Raw genomic sequence first — 16,010 nt, forward strand, 5'->3', positions numbered from 1 at the left:
TTATGCACCTCGCTTTCTAGTACCGCTTAGTACCATAATAATAACCATTGCGATAATTAAAAACACTGCAATTGTCGAGCCCATTCCCCAGTCCTGTGTGACAAGAAAGTGCTGCTCAATTGCTGTACCGAGCGTAATAACGCGGTTCCCTGCAATGAGACGTGTAATCATGAACAGTGATAAAGCAGGAATAAAAACAGCCTGACATCCTGATTTTACTCCTTCAATCGTCAACGGGAAAATAACGCGTCGGAACGTTGTCCAAGCCGACGCCCCAAGATCTCGCGAAGCGTAAAACAGGGATGGGCTCACCTCTTCAAGCGCATTGAAGATCGGTAAAATCATAAATGGAATAAAGATATAAACGGAAACAAAGATGAAACTAAAATCCGTAAACAGAATTTGCTTCGTTCCAATTCCAATTAACTTTAAAAATGAATTTGCTGTTCCGTATGTTCCGAAAATCCCAAGAAACGCATACGCTTTTAACAGTAAATTAATCCATGTCGGTAAAATAATAAGCAGAAGCCACAGCTGCTTGTGCTTTGTCTTCGTTAACAGATAAGCCGTTGGATATGAAATAAGTAGCGTAAATAAGGTAATGAGAAACGCATACCAAAACGAACTTAACGTCATTTTTAAATACACAGGTGTTAAAAATTTACGGTAATTTTCGAGCGAAAGGTCTCCGTCTAGATTAAACAAAGAGTAATACACAACAAGAACAATGGGTGCTACAACAAAGAGTAAAATCCACAGGGCGTATGGAATAAGATAAATATTTCTTGCCTTATTCCGCATGTGAAACCTCATCGTAAGCTTCTAAGCGTTTGTCAAACTCTTCTTCTGTTTCACCTAATCTCATAACGTGAATAGCCTCTGGTTCAAAATAAAGACCAATTTCTGCCCCTACCGTTGCTCTCTTCGTTGAATGAACAAGCCATTCGTTTCCTGCTTCATCATAGCAACAAATCTCATAGTGAACGCCTCTAAATAACTGTGAATCCACACGCACTTGAAGCTTACCTTGCTCTGCAGTTGTGATTTCCAAATCCTCTGGGCGAATGACAATCTCTACTGGTTCATTCGCATCTAACCCTTGGTCCACACACTCAAAGCGCTGACCGGTAAACTCTACCTCAAAGTCTTGAACCATTTTTCCAGCTACAATGTTTGATTCTCCGATAAAGTCGGCTACGAAGCGGTTAATAGGTTCGTCATAAATATCAGTAGGTGTACCGCTTTGTTGGATCTTTCCTTTGTTCAAGACGAAAATCTCATCTGACATCGCAAGTGCTTCTTCCTGATCGTGCGTAACAAAGATAAACGTAATCCCAAGACGGCGCTGAAGCTCTCTTAGTTCATACTGCATTTCTGTACGTAGCTTCAGATCTAACGCGGACAAAGGTTCATCAAGCAAAATCACTTCTGGTTCATTTACAATCGCGCGAGCAATCGCAACACGCTGACGCTGACCGCCTGACATTTCGCTAATTTCTCTTGTTTCGTATCCTTCTAAGTTAACAAAACGCAGCGCTTCTTTTACCTTTGCTGTAATGTCAGCTGATTTCATTTTTTTGATTCGAAGACCAAATGCAACATTCTCAAATACATTTAAATGAGGGAATAAGGCGTAATCTTGGAAAACCGTATTCACTTGTCGTTTATTAGCCGGAACGTCATTAATTACTTTTCCATTGAAAAGGATATTGCCTTTAGACGGCTCAATAAACCCTGCGATAAGACGTAAAATAGTTGTTTTCCCACAACCCGAAGGGCCAAGTAGCGTATAAAATTTCCCCTTCTCGATTTCAAAACTTACATGATCTAATACTGGTGTATCCTGGTCATATTGTTTCGTTACATGTTCAAAACGAATAATTGTGCTCTCTTCCATAGCGACCTCCCTCAATAGTAACGCTTTTATAAATACGAATTAGTGGCGACGAGAATAATCTTTGATAAGCCGTGATGAGTGTTAACGATCTGATGGTCATCGGACGCGTGAAAGTAAATAGCCTCTCCAGCAAGTGCTTCATATGTATGCTGACCAAGACGAATCATGACAGACCCCGCTAAGACGTAAGCAAACGTCTCCGATAACGACGGTTCAAAACGTTTAAATTCACCCTTTTCACTAAATGTTAAAACGATGGGCTCCATTTCTTTATCGTTTGATTCAGGAACAAGCCATTGAATATGGTAACCGCGCTCCTCATCAAGATAGACAGTTTGATCTTCCTCTCGATAAACAACTTTCTGAAGACGTTCTTCTGATTGGAAAAATTCTGTCGGGGTACATCCTAATACTTCTAGGATGGAAAAGAAGGTTTCAAGAGATGGAGAGCTTAAATCTCGCTCTAATTGTGAAATGTAGCCTTTGCTAAGATCGGTTCGTTCACCCAGTTCTTCCTGCGTTAAACCTTTCGTAAGACGTAATCGTTTGATTTTTTTCCCGATTTGCATGTTTTAACCTCTAATTCATTTGTTTAAATTAAGTAAACTTCAAGTAAAGAAAGTTTAGTATAACAAAACTTAAAGTTTATTTTTAACAAGTTTTTATTATACAGCATTTTGATGAAACTTCAATAAAAAATCAGGAGAAAACCACGAATAAAAAATGGAAATTATCTTGCTAACTCAGTATGGTAGTTCTCGATTAAAATACACCTTTCTCTGGCGAACCATCTTCGCGCAAAAAAAGCTGTCCTTCGTCATGAAGAACAGCTTGTTCACAAACTTATTTATGATTTAAAAACTCGCGGATGTATCGATTAACCTCTTCAGGCTTTTCATGCTGAGGAGCATGTCCAACATCGTCAAAGTGATGAATGGTTACGTCACTCACATATTCCTCGATGTCATCTAAATTACTCGTTTCAAATGATGGATCTGCGTCTCCCCAGAGAATAAGGGTTGGTTTATTAAACATTGTATGTGGCAGATTCGGTGCGATTTGGCTATTTTCATCGAATGGATGAAGTGAAAGTGCACGATAGTAATGAAGCATTGATTTCATTGCGTTAGGCTGCGTCCAAGCTTCCACGTACTTCTCTTCGTCCTCTTTTGTTAGATAGCCTTTTTTAAGTCCCGGATCTGTCAACATCGCCTTCATTTTTTCAGCGTTATTTGCTAAGAAATACTCGTGAGAATCAGACTTTTGGAAGAATTCCATGTAATTACTTGCCTCACGTTGCTTCGGATTTTCTGCTAGCTCTCTTCTAAATGTGTACGGATGTGGTGCATCAAACATGATGAGCTTTTTCACGTACTCAGGATACGTATAAGCGAATGCCCATGCAATTCCTCCGCCCCAGTCATGAGCCACTAGGATACATTCTTTTTCACCGAATGCCTCAATGAGCTGTTTTACGTCTTCCACTAAAGTTGGCATGCTGTAGTCAGAAACATTTTCTGGTTTATCTGATAAATTGTACCCTCTCATATCAACCGCTACGACGCGATGGTCTTTCGAAAATTCTTCTAATTGATGATGCCAGTTGTACCAGAAGTATGGGAATCCATGTAGAAACAACATGAGTTCACCTTCTCCTTCTGTTACGTAATGAAGGTTCACTCCGTTCACATTTACATATCCTTCTTTTAACATTCCAATCATCCTTCCGATTCAGTCTTTAAACAATGAGATACTTTACTCTTCTTGATTTAATTTGACAATCAAATAGTTTCACAAACGTAATTTTTAAGAAAAAAGTCCTAAAAATCATACGAAAATGTCGGACATCCTCATTATTGTGGTTCAAGATCAACGTTTGTATTTCCAAGTTCTTTTCATCAAAATACGATGCGTCCTTGATTAATCACGTCGACCTACTTTTAACTTTTTTTCCAGTGGTGTGTCTATATCTTCAAAGAATCTCTTCCTAAAAAAGAAAGGTTTTCTCTACTGTTTTCCCGTTTATATAAAATGAAACATGTAAAGTGCACAAAAAAGAACATTGCACATAGGCAATGCTCTTTTCAACTTTTAATAGAAACTTTTATCTCCTGAATTAGTCCATTTCATAACAGGTGGATTTTTCACTTTCATGTTTTTCTTGTCTGTCCAGTAGTCACTTTCTGTCCCATCGGCTTCTTTCTCATCCATTTCGTAGATAAGCCATTCTTTTTTTCCTTTATCATACTTAAGTTTATACGTACGAATAGCTGTATAGGATAAGTCTTCGGATTCTGGAACGTCTTTGTAGCGAAGTGATCCGTTATAATTTACAAGCGCTTGAAGCTCGGCTTTCCATTCCTTATTGAAGTTAGATACATCAAAAGCATCATAGTTAATAATAGATCCAAGGTATTGAGACTGTACCTCTTGAATATGCATTTTAATGCTATCAAACTTTTCACGTTGATTTACGCCTTTTTTCACTGCATCCGTTACAGTAGTCAACTTTGTAGCATCAAACTCTGACGTTTCGTAGACAGAAAGGTCGCTGTTAAACGTCTCAACACTTTTCGTAATGTTATCTTGGACCTTTTTATCTTCCTCAACAACGTTATTTGTATCGATAATATGAGTTATTTGAGCATTTCCCCACAGATCTTTGTTCTTCGTTTGGATAAAAGTCCCTAAGTCATTACTAATCGACGCATTCAGTTTGTATAAACCAGGCAAAAGAGGACCATATACATTTTCTTCTTTTTCCTTTAGGTCCATTTTCTCTTTGCCCACTGTAAGGTTCACCTTGTCAGATTCATTTTGACCGTTCACCTTCATCGTGACCGTTTTGACTTTGAATTTGTATGTCTTGAAAATTCCCCATTTGTTATCTGTCTCAACCAAGCTAACAGCCTGACTTGTAGTTGTAAAGTCTTTTTCCTCTACTTGAGTTTTCAAGCTATCCTTGATGACATCCATACTGTTGCTATTTTTCTTTAAATAAGCAATAAAAGCATTTACCGTTGTCTTGTTCACTGAAGCAGCTTTATTATCAGGTTCAATCATGGCTGTTAGTTTTTTTGTATCCCCTTTATCAACAGCTGATTCAAATTGAGTGACCATATCTTTCGGTTTACTATTTTGATTGGAGATAACCATAAAGATACCAACCGCAGCAGCGATAACAACGAGTACAGGAATTAAAATCCATACTTTTCTCATAGATTGTCACCCCTTAATAAACGGAACCGTGAGCGAAAATTTCGGAAAGGTTTCTACCATATTTTGATTTTTCTACGGTCCACTTTCCATCCTTCTTCACTAATAGCACTTTCAGCGTATCTCTTGCCTCTATTGGCTCAATACTTTCTAAAACCGTATCAAATTTAGAGAGGGCATAAGCTTCCGCTTTCTCAGAGTTGTAAGCATCTACATTGCGACGATATTCCGTCTGATAGTTATTCAGCCCGTTTATAAAGTCTAAACGAAGCGGAACCGACGTATACTTTAAGGTAACAATAGCCTTATCTCCAACGTTTCCAACCGTTTGTGCCTCCACTTTGCCCTTCTGTGCCAAAATTTGCTTATAGCTATTGTAATATTTCGCAAAGTCAGCCTCAGTTGGTCTTACTTTATACATCGTGTCTTTTATTAAATTATTAAATTCCTTCTGCGCTTCCGCCTTTACAGCCTCTTTGTCTGCTGATACATACTTCTCATAGTCCGCGTTGTCTTTGTCAAAATAAACGGTTTCAACGTAAGCTTGTAGTGCTTTTGAAGGTTCTTGTAGCTTATCGTAGCTATCTTCGTACTTCTTCGTATCGACTTTGAACGTCATCTCTTTACTCTTTTGATTATAGTCACTCGAAGTCGGTTCTACGCTAAGCTCATACTTCTTGCCTTTTTCCACTTCAAATAGTACAGGTACGATGGTAGCTCTTCCGGGACGAATATCTCCTCGTGAAGGAGCAGACTCTTCGAGATCAGAACTAATCGAATCAGAATAAGGCTCAATTTGATCTTCCCCGCTATAAAGCTTGATGCCATCGTAGCTAGACAACGATATATCTTTTTTTGACGTGTTTTTAACTTTAAGTTTTACTTGAAGCAATGCTGATTCCTCATCAACTGATTCTTCATTTCCTGTTAATATGTACTTAACGTCATCAATCTTCACATCTGCAATTTCACTTTTAGCACTTGCTGTCTCTCCTTTTTTCTTCCCACCTTCTGATCCAGATGATGTCTCAGAGTCACCACATGCCGCCAAAGTGAGCATGGAAGCACCTAACAAAGCTACTAAACTTACTTTTTTAATCATATTTTCTATCTCCTTTATGTTCATATATGGGTAGCTTGAAGTCTATTTCAAGCATCGTTCACTTCATTATGTATATAAATGTATCCCGTTCTCTCCATCCACCTTCCCATAATATGTAAACAATCTATATGGGTCAAGGTCAAAACCGTAAGCATATCTATTCATTTTTTTCATAGCACTTACTCTCTATTTACACTTTTACATATTTTTCAAAACATGTTTTTAACTTACATAAAAAAGTACCATTCGGTGTGTTTTATCTTTTTATATAAAAAGGGATTTTTTATTTAAAGTTCCTTTTAAACCCTAATATAGAAGGTGATAGGAAGTAATACTTCACTCTTTAAAACAGTAATTTCAATAAAAAAAGAGGCCTTCTAATTGGTAGGCCTCTCCTCGTAAAATACATAATAAAACTTTATACCCATTCATTACCTCTTTATTAAAAAACCAAAAATAAACAGTCTAAAGTAACAAAAATCACCACTCATTAAATTACCACTAAAGTAATAAAAAGGAATATCAGTGACCTATCTTGACCGCAGAAGCCAACTTCTTGGCTGCTTTCTCAGGGAATGGAGCATGAGATATAGCTGTAATAACCGACACTCCGTCTGCTCCAAATCGAATTACATCACCAGCATTCTTTTCGGTAATTCCCCCAATTCCAACGATCGGAATGTGGATATTTTCTCGGAGAATAGATTGGATAACCGTTGATCCCTGTACCGGCTCGGTATCAAGCTTCGTTACAGTTGGATAAATTGGTCCTACCCCTATGTAATCCGCTCCGTCTATAATCGCCTGTTTGGCCTGTGCAACATTATGAGCGGAAACTCCAATAAGCTTATTTGAACCTAGTCGTCTGCGAACTTTTGATGCGCTCTCGTCATCCTGCCCAATATGAACACCATCTGCATCAAGTTCAATCGCAAGTTCAATATCATCGTTTACAATGAATGGAATGTGATGCTTCCTACATATGTCTTGGAGTGATTTAGCTAGCTCTTTCTTTTCGTCTCCGTGTAATGCTTCCGCCCCTTTTTCACGAAATTGAAAAAGGGTAATTCCTCCTTTAATCGCATCCTCTAATACTTCAATAGGATTCTTTAAGCAATTCGCACTTCCCATAATAAAATATACGCCTAATAGTTCACGAACTTCCTTCTCACCTGCATAAACCATGTCTTATACCCCCTTTCTTAATTCATCATATAGATGGACTTACGCAACTCGATTTGTTCACTTGAAACGAGCGCAAGCTGATTTAAAAATTCTACTTGGAAGCTCCCAGGACCCTGATCTTTTGTCTTTTCAGCCGCTAATTCAGCTGCTACTCCGTAAAAGGTAGCGGCCTCTTTGGCAGCTTCAATAGAAGCAGCACCCGTTCCAAGAAAAGCACCAATGACAGAGCTTAATAGACAACCTGTACCCGTCACTTTCGTTAATGCAACGTCTCCATTTAATCCTCTATAGATGATATCACCGTCTGTTGTGATATCTTCCTTCCCTGTAATCACAACTACGCAGCTTAAATCCAACGCTGCTTTTTGCGCTAACTTCTGTACGTCGCCTGTCCCTTCACCTGCATCCACACCTTTAATCGCCCATTCTTCTCCAACTAAATGAGCAACCTCCGCCGCGTTGCCCCGAAGTACTGAAAGATTTACATGCTGTAAAATCCTTCTTGCTGACTCTGTACGATATGGCGTTGCCCCCACCCCAACAGGATCAAAAACAACAGGAACACCATGCTCATTGGCCGATTTCCCGGCAATAATCATTGCCTCAACCACTTCTTCAGTTAGCGTTCCCATATTTAATACGAGCGCATCTGCAATTTTAGCCATATCGGCCACTTCCTCATGAGCATAAGCCATTACGGGTGAAGCACCAAGAGCAAGTAGACCATTAGCTGTAAAATTAGTTACGACCATATTCGTAATATTGTGTACAAGCGGATTTTTTTGACGAACCTTTTCAATCATCATTTCTTCTCCTCTTTCTCTATTAAATTCACAAATGCGTCGTCAGGAGATACATTTTGCTTTAACATCCCCTGCTGCAGGAGCCATTTAGACGTTTTCTCCCATATTTCCTGATCCTGATAGCCGAACGGCTTCGTTTTATCTGTCATCATAGGAAGTAAAATAGCTAAACTCTTTTTCTCAATCGTTTTATCAAGGGGTGACGACTGATCTTCATGATCAAGAAGAATCTTCAGCCCTTCTTTTGGATGTTGTTGAACGTACTTCTGTCCTTTTGTGGCAGCTTTCATAAATTTTTCATACATCCTCTTATTCTTCTTAAGCGACTGATCACTCGCAGCAAACACTAACTCATAATAGTCAGGTACTCCGTAGTCAGCAGGATTAAATACTCTTACATGATGTCCTTCCTTTTCAAGAAGCAGCTTCTCATGATTGATGTATCCACCGATGATTCCATCCGTCTTATTCGTTGCTACAGCAGGAATAAGATTAAAACCGACATCAATCATTTTTACTTTTTTCGCATCTCCACCGTCTTTGGAGACAATCGTATCGATCATCGCCTCTTCAAGTGGAATGGATGAAAAACCTACTGTTTTTCCTTCTAAATCCTTTGGTGATTGAACATTACTGTCTTTATTCACCATTAAATAGTCTAAAGGATGCCTTACAATCGCTCCAAACGATTTAACCGGAATATTTTCACCACGTGCAAGCAAAATTTGTGGCTCATAGCTAATCGCCATATCTACTTGATTTGCTGCTACTAATTTTAGCGGATCATTTGTATTGGCAGGCATTTTAATCTCTACATCAAGACCTTGTTCCTTAAAGTATCCTTTTTTCTGTGCAGTATATAAAAACGAATGCACGGCATTTGGATACCAATCAAGCATGATACTAACCTTCTGTAACTTCACGCTTGAATCTTTCTTCTCACTAGCACAGCCACTAAGCAGTAACGTAGTCGCTAAAAAATAGATCATCCATTTTTTCATATTCTTCTACCTTTCATATTAAACTTTCCATTCTTCTCCTGCGTACACCATGTCCCAAAACATATACTCAAAACGAGAGGTGGTGAGAAAATGATCCTCTAGAATACGAAGCTCTCGCTCACTTTTCCCCTCTGTTAAGTCATCAAGCAAATCCAAAAGCCATTTCGTTAACGAACCAAACTCTTCGGATGAATACATGCGAATCCATTCTCCGTAAAATGGGTGTATCTCACTGTTTGGGTATCGGTGCTTCAAGTGCTTTCCAATTTCCCAATAGCTCCACATGCAAGGCAATAACGCTGAGATCAGTTCTTCTAGCGAACCGCTATGTGCCGCGCTCAGCATGTAACGTGTATAAGCAAGATTTGTTGGCGTTGCTTTCGTATTCTCTAGTTCTTCTCTTGTAATCTGAAATCGTTCCGCATACTGACGATGTAGCTCCATTTCATGATGGAGCGTTTCATGAAGAATTCCAGCAAAAGCGGTCATTGTCTCCAAGCTTTTCGCCTTGACTGTACCCATCGCAAATAGCTTCGCATAATCAATTAAAAAGACGTAATCCTGCTTCATATAGCAAATAAAAGATTCCTTCGGTAACGTCCCATCTCCGATACCTGTAACAAACGGATGCATATGTGTTTGCTCCCAAATCGGATGAACTGCTTCAAATAATCGATCCGTAAATTTCATGCGTAAACTCCTCCCTCTTTATTCACTAGAAGTACAACAAAAAAACCACTCGTTTCGGTAGGAAACGAGTGGTTTAAAGACAACGATCGAATATATGTACATTGACGTCAACTAAGCCCCTCACTTCCCTCCGCTGGTATGATCCAGATCAGGTTCAAAGGGTTCGAAACAAGTGTTTCATCTCAGCCAATTGGCCCCCCTAGTGAATTTTGCTATTATTTAATTTTTTCTCCTTTTCACTATATCATAGAAGAAAAAGAAGTAAAGCAGAACATTGTGATGAGCTCATCCATGTATATGAGCGCCTCTTCTATTTTATACTAGGGAAATGAAGGAGGAATAAAAATGGATATTCAATTAATTCGCAATGCAACACTCGTTCTACGTTATGGGGATAAAAAGATCATCGTGGACCCGTTTTTTGCTGATAAAGGCTCCATGCCCCCATTTCAAAACACACCAAATCAGGATCAGAATAATCCTACAGTTGGTCTTCCCTTTGCTATTGATTCACTGTTAGATGCTGATGCAGTAATTGTCACTCACCTTCATCCTGATCATTTTGATGAAATGGCAAAGAAACGTTTACCAAAAGACATTCTTTTATATGCGCAAAACGAGCAGGATTGCCAAGTCATTCAAGAGGCTGGATTTACAAATGTACATTCTCTTGAAGACTCACCACAAGTGGGCGATGTTACCATAAAGCGTACGAACGGAAAGCACGGAACAGGAGACATTCTTAAGAAAACAGGAATTGTATCTGGTGTAGTTTTCACACACCCTGACGAAAAGGCGCTATACGTCGCCGGTGATACGATCTGGTGTCCAGACGTTGAAGAAGCTATCCAAACTCATCACCCTGACATCATTGTTCTAAACGGAGGGGCTGCTCAATATCTAGTTGGCGATCCTATTACGATGACAAAGGAAGACATTTACGAAGTATACAAAGCGGCTCCAAATGCTCAGATTGTTGTCTGTCACATGGAATCCCTAAACCACTGTCTCCTAAAGCGAGACGAACTTTCTGAGTTTTTATCGACGAATGAGGCAACTGATCGAATCACCATTCCGAATGATGGAGAGAAGCTTTCTTATAACTGACAAAAGCCTCGCTATAAGCGGGGCTTTTGTCAGTTATGCCAATGTTACTGTTTGCGCTTCGTGTGATCGTTCAAAAAATCGAGCAAGGGTTTCCGAGTAAAGGTTAGGCTGCTCACGATGAACAAGATGTCCTGCAAATGGAATGACGGACAGGTGTATACGAGGATTTAATGATTTATACGTTAATGCAGCCTCTTATTCCCCATTTATTATTTGAATTTAGCCACATCGTACAGCTGCCGAAAATCTATGCAGTCACGGTTAAATCATTGTCTTAAAGCGCTGAGCATGCTCCTCTAATTTTTTCGATGCACTTGATAGTTCTTTAAATTCTTCAACAGTCGTTTTAATACGCTGCTGGCTCGTTTTAATATCGTGTTGTACACGCTCTGTACCCGATGTAATTTTACCTACTTCCGCCGTCATCTTCTCAACATTATCACGAATTTCACCAATTGACTTTTCTACACTGATTGAAAGCTTTCGAACTTCTTTCGCCACTACCTCAAATCCTCGTCCATGCTCACCGACTCGTGCCGCTTCAATAGATGCGTTAATAGCTAATAAGTTTGTTTGCATGGCAATTTCTCTAATCGTTTTTACAATGCTATGTACTTCTGATGCCTGTTTTTGTAGTCCCAGTAAAATTTCGGAGTTACCTTCTGATACAGAGGTCACTTGATTGATTAATTCCATGACGGCTGTTCCATGCTTAATTCCGCTTGACGCCCGCTCACTAAGCTCTTCCGCCATGTCCTGCAAGTCAGACGTCACTATGTTAATCATGCTTTGACGGGACGTAACATTCGTTGCGATTTTTGCGATACTAATGACCCTGCGCCCACTCTCATCAAAAATCGGCATGTAAGTAGCCTCTAGCCAAATTGGAGACCCCTTTGCATCTTTTCGCTCAATTTTATCTTGAAAGCTTTTTCCTGAAAGTAATCGTCCCCAAAAAGCTTCATATTCACGACTATTTGCAAACGAAGGGAAGCAAAATTGCCGATGATGCATGCCTAACATTTCCTCAGGTTGATATCCCATTGTTGCAGCAAACAAATCATTTACAAATAAAACGGTTCGATCTAAACTAAAGCGAATAACGGCCAAATTACGAGTAACAGCCTCTACAAACAAATCATTGGTTACTTCGTCTTTCTGTTTAAGCATTAAATTTCCCTCTTTCACGTTTAACTTTATCTCCGTACTAACTAACTGATTACTCTATCATAATGAAAGAAGTCATAAACAGGAATTCTCAGTACTCGCTCAATGTGCTCCATGGCAACACCCGTAATGGTAGCTGAAAAAGATAAAAGCAGAGTTTCCAATTCCCTTGGCCATTCTTCATTTAACTGTTACTCATCCGTGACGTTTCCTGAAAAGAAGAAAGCTTTGCTGGCATAAAGATCGAAATCAATAGTACGATTGAAATGATTACGCCTATTCCTGCAAAAAGAAAACAAACCATCTGGAGTGAGATGCCCTCTATAAGAGCACCGAGAAGAAGCGTAAATCCAATTTGAATAACAGCCTGCAGCATTTCGGCTACGCTCCCAAAGCGTCCCATGATTTCTACGGGCACATTATTTTGAAAGAACGTTGCGTACCCTGAGTTGGCAAATGACATAAAAAATCCGAGAAACATAAAAGATAGTGTAGCAATTAAAAATGTTGATGAAGCATAGAAAGCAGCATAGCCTACGGATGTAAATAACATCCCTACGCCCAAGTAAAATCGTAACGATATCCTTTTAGCACCGAATATTGCTACAAATCCTCCTAACAATGTGCCTGCACCCGTTAGACTTGTAATAAGGCCATAATCCCCATCAGACAATTGAAGGTGCTGTTTGATAAACGTTACTTCTTGAGAATCTAGTGCAAAACCAATTAGCATGGCCGTTTGAAACAGTATGTAAATCGATATAAACGCTTTTGCTTTTTTGGAAAAATCTCGAACGATTCTCCAATCACTCATCAGCATCTTCCAAGTAATCCGGTCGCGAGCCTCCTGACTGCTCTCATCCACATTGGGAAGAAGATAGATAAAGAAAGCACAAACTAAAAAACTGATGGCGTTAATAATGATGCACAAATCTGTTCCAACCTTCATAATAAGAACCCCTGCTACTGCAGGGCCCAGAAGAAATGCACCTGAGCTTGTCATACTCATAATCGAGTTAAATCGTTTGCGATTCTCAGGCGGAATGAGCTTCGTAATATACACGGAAGCACTCGGACCAAAGAAAGCACCGGCCATATTAATAAGTAAAAGAAGCACATAGATAACCCACAAAGAACTGATGAAAGGAATGACAGCTACTAGAACTCCTCGTACAACATCAATAAAGACCATTAACCTTCGCTTATTTATACGGTCAATGACACTTCCTGACCAGGTATTTGTGATTAAAATGGCAATGGGCCGAATAACATAAAGACCTGCTACGGCTGCTGCTGATCCTGTTAATTTTAAAATAGAGAGGTTTAGCGCAATTAAATAAATCCAGTTCCCTAGATAAGAAACACCGATTCCCGATAGTAAAAGGAAAGGATTTCGCCACGCCTTCATACGCCCACCTCTTCTCTTTAAATTCATTTTCTAACGCTCATTCATCATACCATAATCTTACATTTAAATAAGATGATATTTTACACAAAAATTGACAGTTCGGTGTAAAGTTTAACGCTACTAGCTAATCTTTAAATAGTAGAAAAGAATTTACTGCATGAACATCTATTCTCCCCCATCAAATCATTTCTTTTAGTTAATCCAAACCCAATACGTCCGTATTCTGAGGTATATAACCTAACATTCGGATCATTGATACCACTTGACCCTTATGATGAAATTCATGTGTGATGGCATGGGCAAGGAGCTGACGGGGTGTTATCTTTATGACCTCGCTTTCCTCTCTCCAAGGAATTTTCTTTTCCATTGCCGCATTTAAAAATTCATCTGACTGTTCAAGAACTTTCTCCATATATACATCTGCTTGTTGAAAATAGCGCCTTACATCTTCTAACTTCATCTGATTTATTTTTTCTTTTGAATAGAGGGGTGTCTTCGTCGCTTCTAATACGTAAGATCCTAACCAAGCATGATAGCACCCAGCTGTATGACATAACGTATTTCGTATACTTTGGAAACCAATGTTAAGCTCTTTCGTGAACTCGTCCTCCCCTAGCTCTCCGCACTGATCCAGTAAAATAGCTCTTGTCTGCTTGACCCATTCATATTCTAATTTATCCATACGCCACCTCTACTTTTAGAATATTCAAATTTTACCACACAAAAATAAAAGAGGGAATGGACAGCTCATTCCCTCTTTTATTTATTGCTTTATTAAGTGAATTTTCTCAATACCTTTAATCATTAGCTCTAATTTTTTATGTTGGTTATACGAGCTAATTGGAAAATTAGCTGAAATGATGGTTTCATTATTTTTACTAACTGAACGAAGACCTTTAATTCTATATTCATGACCTGCTTCGTCCACGATGACCATATCTGAAGGAAGTTTTTCATCTCTCTCTTTATCTATTCCTTTCAGTGACAAAACGATATTTAATGCTGTTGGAGTTGAGCGCGCTTTTAATACTTGAATAGCGGATGATACATTTTGTATTTTATACTGAATCATTTCCTCTGCTTTTTTATTATTGCTTAACGATAGATTCCAATGACCATTTATTTTTTTTAGTTTTCCTGTATTGTCGAAAATATTAATGCTTTCTATTTCTATAACAGCATCCTTTAACTTTGGAATCGTACCTTCACTTGAATCAGATAATGTATTAAATTGAACCATGCCTGATTTTTCATCTATCAACGGGTTTTGATAATCGAAAAATGATGTGTATCTGTTTTTGCCCTTTAACGGCTTTGTATCTGGAATGAATTCTTCAATGTATTGACCATCACCATTTTTTAATCGATAATCCAGTGATACGTTTTCCACATGTTTTAACATAGAAGGATGATCGAATGCTAATTGAAAACTTAACCCTAATTTATTTTCATCTGAAAAATGGTCATTGATCGCTATTTTAACACCTTGATCCGTAACGGAATGGTGATCCTCTTGTAACATTCCATTGTTAACTGCCTGCTCAACACCCTTATCGTCGAAACCAAGCCATTTATTAATACTAGCCATTACGTGATCATTTGATAAACCAAGCCCTACTACTAAACAGGCGCTAGCTGCGATCGCTATAATCACCTGTGGATTAAATGTGCGCTTCTTCTTTATCGACTTTTTACGAATGACATCATATGTTTGATCAAGGGACTGTCTTACCATAAGCGGCATTTCTTTTTTCTCGTTCAACATGTGTTTTAATTCTTTTTCCAAATGATTAAACATATCCGATCACATCCTCACTTTTATGATGATTGCTTCTTAATATGGACTTCGCTCGAGATAACCTCGATTTAATCGTCCCTTCAGGCTCTTTTAAAAACTCGCTTATTTCCTTCGTGTTCATCCCAACGATATAATATAGAACAATTGCTGTTTTATAGTCATTATTGAGGACATTTAGTTCATCCTCTAACTCCATCTTTAAGGTTGAATCATGTACTCCATCCTGCAAATTTTCAATTTCGACTACATCAAAAACGGCTTTATTTCTATTTAAAATACGGTGACATTTGTTAATTAATATTTTACAAATCCATGTATTGAAATACGCATCATTTTGTAAGCTTTCTAACTTCTCGTAAGCCGCAAGTATTGCATCTTGCATTGCGTCTGCTACATCCTCATCTTTAGTCAAAAGCCTGCTCGCCACTTTATACAGTACATCTTCATACTGTTGAATGAGCGCAATAAATGCTTCGCTATCACCTTTTTTAGCTCTTTTCACTAAAGTCGTTAATTTTGCCATTTCGATCCCTCCTCATCCGCCAATATTTTTTAGACAACGCTGTTTGCCTTTCAACTTATTAGAGACCAAATCAACTCAATTAGTTGCATAGCGCTCATAAAATCTTTTCATTT

General features: G+C 38.7%; 16 protein-coding genes and 1 riboswitch. Of the genes, 1 reads left to right on the forward strand and 15 read right to left on the reverse strand.

All coding sequences use genetic code 11. From position 1 onward, the window contains the following. From AMD01_RS21155 to tenA, 10 genes are all read right to left on the reverse strand, one after another. Entirely contained in the window at nt 1-801 is an 801-nt protein-coding gene (locus AMD01_RS21155; RefSeq protein ID WP_053403443.1) for an ABC transporter permease, read from the reverse strand. After that, entirely contained in the window at nt 791-1,897 is a 1,107-nt protein-coding gene (locus tag AMD01_RS21160; protein WP_053403444.1) for an ABC transporter ATP-binding protein, read from the reverse strand. The genes AMD01_RS21155 and AMD01_RS21160 overlap by 11 nt, the downstream gene beginning before the upstream one ends. A gap of 26 nt (nt 1,898-1,923) precedes the next feature. Next, nucleotides 1,924-2,466 carry a helix-turn-helix domain-containing protein gene (locus AMD01_RS21165; RefSeq protein ID WP_053403445.1) on the reverse strand — a complete coding sequence of 181 codons (543 nt, stop codon included), beginning with the start codon at nt 2,464-2,466 and terminating at the stop codon, nt 1,924-1,926. 274 nt (nt 2,467-2,740) lie between these two features. Continuing rightward, complete coding sequence (locus tag AMD01_RS21170; protein ID WP_245638994.1) at nt 2,741-3,610, reverse strand: alpha/beta fold hydrolase; 870 nt, start codon at nt 3,608-3,610, stop codon at nt 2,741-2,743. 378 nt (nt 3,611-3,988) lie between these two features. Beyond that, nucleotides 3,989-5,116 carry a TcaA second domain-containing protein gene (locus tag AMD01_RS21175; protein ID WP_053403447.1) on the reverse strand — a complete coding sequence of 376 codons (1,128 nt, stop codon included), beginning with the start codon at nt 5,114-5,116 and terminating at the stop codon, nt 3,989-3,991. 13 nt (nt 5,117-5,129) lie between these two features. Continuing rightward, nucleotides 5,130-6,215 carry a DUF5105 domain-containing protein gene (locus tag AMD01_RS21180; RefSeq protein ID WP_053403448.1) on the reverse strand — a complete coding sequence of 362 codons (1,086 nt, stop codon included), beginning with the start codon at nt 6,213-6,215 and terminating at the stop codon, nt 5,130-5,132. Between the two features lie 522 nt (nt 6,216-6,737). Then, a complete protein-coding gene (gene thiE / locus AMD01_RS21185; RefSeq protein WP_053403449.1) occupies nt 6,738-7,400 on the reverse strand; it encodes a thiamine phosphate synthase in 663 nt (220 codons plus the stop codon). Nucleotides 7,401-7,417: 17 nt separating this feature from the next. Continuing rightward, nucleotides 7,418-8,206 (reverse strand): hydroxyethylthiazole kinase, encoded by a 789-nt coding sequence (gene thiM / locus AMD01_RS21190; protein WP_053403450.1) that lies wholly within the window; start codon nt 8,204-8,206, stop codon nt 7,418-7,420. Further along, nucleotides 8,203-9,204: an ABC transporter substrate-binding protein gene (locus tag AMD01_RS21195; RefSeq protein WP_053403451.1), complete on the reverse strand. Its 1,002-nt coding sequence runs from the start codon at nt 9,202-9,204 to the stop codon at nt 8,203-8,205. Before AMD01_RS21195 ends, thiM begins: the two co-directional genes overlap by 4 nt. 18 nt (nt 9,205-9,222) lie before the next feature. Beyond that, a complete protein-coding gene (tenA, locus tag AMD01_RS21200) occupies nt 9,223-9,894 on the reverse strand; it encodes a thiaminase II (RefSeq protein ID WP_053403452.1) in 672 nt (223 codons plus the stop codon). 108 nt (nt 9,895-10,002) lie between these two features. Further along, nucleotides 10,003-10,105: riboswitch (TPP riboswitch) on the reverse strand. Nucleotides 10,106-10,239: 134 nt separating this feature from the next. Between tenA and AMD01_RS21205 the strand changes: the two genes are divergently transcribed. Beyond that, nucleotides 10,240-11,001 (forward strand): MBL fold metallo-hydrolase, encoded by a 762-nt coding sequence (locus AMD01_RS21205; protein WP_053403453.1) that lies wholly within the window; start codon nt 10,240-10,242, stop codon nt 10,999-11,001. Between the two features lie 261 nt (nt 11,002-11,262). On the opposite strand, the gene AMD01_RS21210 is transcribed toward AMD01_RS21205, so the two are convergent. The 5 genes from AMD01_RS21210 to AMD01_RS21230 form a co-directional block, all read right to left on the reverse strand. Next, on the reverse strand, nt 11,263-12,171 hold the full coding sequence (locus AMD01_RS21210; RefSeq protein WP_053403454.1) for a methyl-accepting chemotaxis protein: 909 nt from the start codon (nt 12,169-12,171) through the stop codon (nt 11,263-11,265). A 181-nt stretch (nt 12,172-12,352) separates the two neighbouring features. Further along, nucleotides 12,353-13,576: an MFS transporter gene (locus AMD01_RS21215; RefSeq protein ID WP_053403455.1), complete on the reverse strand. Its 1,224-nt coding sequence runs from the start codon at nt 13,574-13,576 to the stop codon at nt 12,353-12,355. A 196-nt stretch (nt 13,577-13,772) separates the two neighbouring features. After that, nucleotides 13,773-14,258 (reverse strand): DinB family protein, encoded by a 486-nt coding sequence (locus AMD01_RS21220; RefSeq protein WP_053403456.1) that lies wholly within the window; start codon nt 14,256-14,258, stop codon nt 13,773-13,775. An 81-nt stretch (nt 14,259-14,339) separates the two neighbouring features. Further along, nucleotides 14,340-15,374 carry a DUF4179 domain-containing protein gene (locus tag AMD01_RS21225; RefSeq protein ID WP_053403457.1) on the reverse strand — a complete coding sequence of 345 codons (1,035 nt, stop codon included), beginning with the start codon at nt 15,372-15,374 and terminating at the stop codon, nt 14,340-14,342. Then, on the reverse strand, nt 15,367-15,897 hold the full coding sequence (locus AMD01_RS21230) for an RNA polymerase sigma factor (RefSeq protein ID WP_053403458.1): 531 nt from the start codon (nt 15,895-15,897) through the stop codon (nt 15,367-15,369). The genes AMD01_RS21225 and AMD01_RS21230 overlap by 8 nt, the downstream gene beginning before the upstream one ends. Between the last annotated feature and the right edge of the window lie 113 nt (nt 15,898-16,010).

It is taken from the genome of Priestia koreensis (assembly GCF_001274935.1).
In the GTDB taxonomy this organism is placed as follows: domain Bacteria; phylum Bacillota; class Bacilli; order Bacillales; family Bacillaceae_H; genus Bacillus_AG; species Bacillus_AG koreensis.

What these genes read in the sequence shown, in the direction of transcription:
- AMD01_RS21230 (WP_053403458.1), bottom strand. Translation starts at nt 15,897, where the DNA reads ATGGCAAAATTAACGACTTTAGTGAAAAGAGCTAAAAAAGGTGATAGC.
- AMD01_RS21215 (WP_053403455.1), bottom strand. Translation starts at nt 13,576, where the DNA reads ATGAAGGCGTGGCGAAATCCTTTCCTTTTACTATCGGGAATCGGTGTT.
- AMD01_RS21160 (WP_053403444.1), bottom strand. Translation starts at nt 1,897, where the DNA reads ATGGAAGAGAGCACAATTATTCGTTTTGAACATGTAACGAAACAATAT.
- AMD01_RS21175 (WP_053403447.1), bottom strand. Translation starts at nt 5,116, where the DNA reads ATGAGAAAAGTATGGATTTTAATTCCTGTACTCGTTGTTATCGCTGCT.
- thiM (WP_053403450.1), bottom strand. Translation starts at nt 8,206, where the DNA reads ATGATGATTGAAAAGGTTCGTCAAAAAAATCCGCTTGTACACAATATT.
- tenA (WP_053403452.1), bottom strand. Translation starts at nt 9,894, where the DNA reads ATGAAATTTACGGATCGATTATTTGAAGCAGTTCATCCGATTTGGGAG.
- AMD01_RS21155 (WP_053403443.1), bottom strand. Translation starts at nt 801, where the DNA reads ATGCGGAATAAGGCAAGAAATATTTATCTTATTCCATACGCCCTGTGG.
- AMD01_RS21225 (WP_053403457.1), bottom strand. Translation starts at nt 15,374, where the DNA reads ATGTTTAATCATTTGGAAAAAGAATTAAAACACATGTTGAACGAGAAA.
- AMD01_RS21165 (WP_053403445.1), bottom strand. Translation starts at nt 2,466, where the DNA reads ATGCAAATCGGGAAAAAAATCAAACGATTACGTCTTACGAAAGGTTTA.
- AMD01_RS21170 (WP_245638994.1), bottom strand. Translation starts at nt 3,610, where the DNA reads ATGTTAAAAGAAGGATATGTAAATGTGAACGGAGTGAACCTTCATTAC.
- AMD01_RS21205 (WP_053403453.1), top strand. Translation starts at nt 10,240, where the DNA reads ATGGATATTCAATTAATTCGCAATGCAACACTCGTTCTACGTTATGGG.
- AMD01_RS21195 (WP_053403451.1), bottom strand. Translation starts at nt 9,204, where the DNA reads ATGAAAAAATGGATGATCTATTTTTTAGCGACTACGTTACTGCTTAGT.
- AMD01_RS21220 (WP_053403456.1), bottom strand. Translation starts at nt 14,258, where the DNA reads ATGGATAAATTAGAATATGAATGGGTCAAGCAGACAAGAGCTATTTTA.
- thiE (WP_053403449.1), bottom strand. Translation starts at nt 7,400, where the DNA reads ATGGTTTATGCAGGTGAGAAGGAAGTTCGTGAACTATTAGGCGTATAT.
- AMD01_RS21210 (WP_053403454.1), bottom strand. Translation starts at nt 12,171, where the DNA reads ATGCTTAAACAGAAAGACGAAGTAACCAATGATTTGTTTGTAGAGGCT.
- AMD01_RS21180 (WP_053403448.1), bottom strand. Translation starts at nt 6,215, where the DNA reads ATGATTAAAAAAGTAAGTTTAGTAGCTTTGTTAGGTGCTTCCATGCTC.